The sequence below is a fragment of the Pseudoalteromonas sp. S3178 genome (assembly GCF_005886985.1).
Classification (GTDB): domain Bacteria; phylum Pseudomonadota; class Gammaproteobacteria; order Enterobacterales; family Alteromonadaceae; genus Pseudoalteromonas; species Pseudoalteromonas carrageenovora.
Genome location: NZ_PNCW01000635.1, coordinates 1 through 289, shown reverse-complemented (window position 1 = coordinate 289; position 289 = coordinate 1). Strand labels below are relative to the sequence as shown.

Sequence of the window (289 nt, the reverse complement as noted above, 5' to 3'; positions counted from 1 at the left end):
CTTTCTCTCCAACAAATAGGTTCCCTCCCCAAACCTGCTCAATGATTTCTTCTCGAGTAACCACGCTTGGATAAGCAAGCGCCAATACTGTCAACACTTCGATAAATTTAGGTTGGACACAACACTCCTGCCCGGCACTGGACAAAATATGCCCAACCGGATCAATATTGACATCTAATAACTGATAAGTCGCACTGTGCTGCATTTTTATAACCATGAGTAAATACGTTGTAAATGATACCTAAATTAGCGACCAAAAGACAAAAGTAACGCGACAAACATCATGGCA

At 41.5% G+C, this 289-nt stretch carries 1 protein-coding gene; it reads right to left on the bottom strand.

What is annotated here, in order from left to right:
- On the bottom strand, window positions 1-205 hold a 205-nt coding region (locus CWC11_RS22545), incomplete at its 3' end, for a winged helix-turn-helix domain-containing protein (protein ID WP_138684293.1).
- Window positions 206-289: the final 84 nt, after the last annotated feature.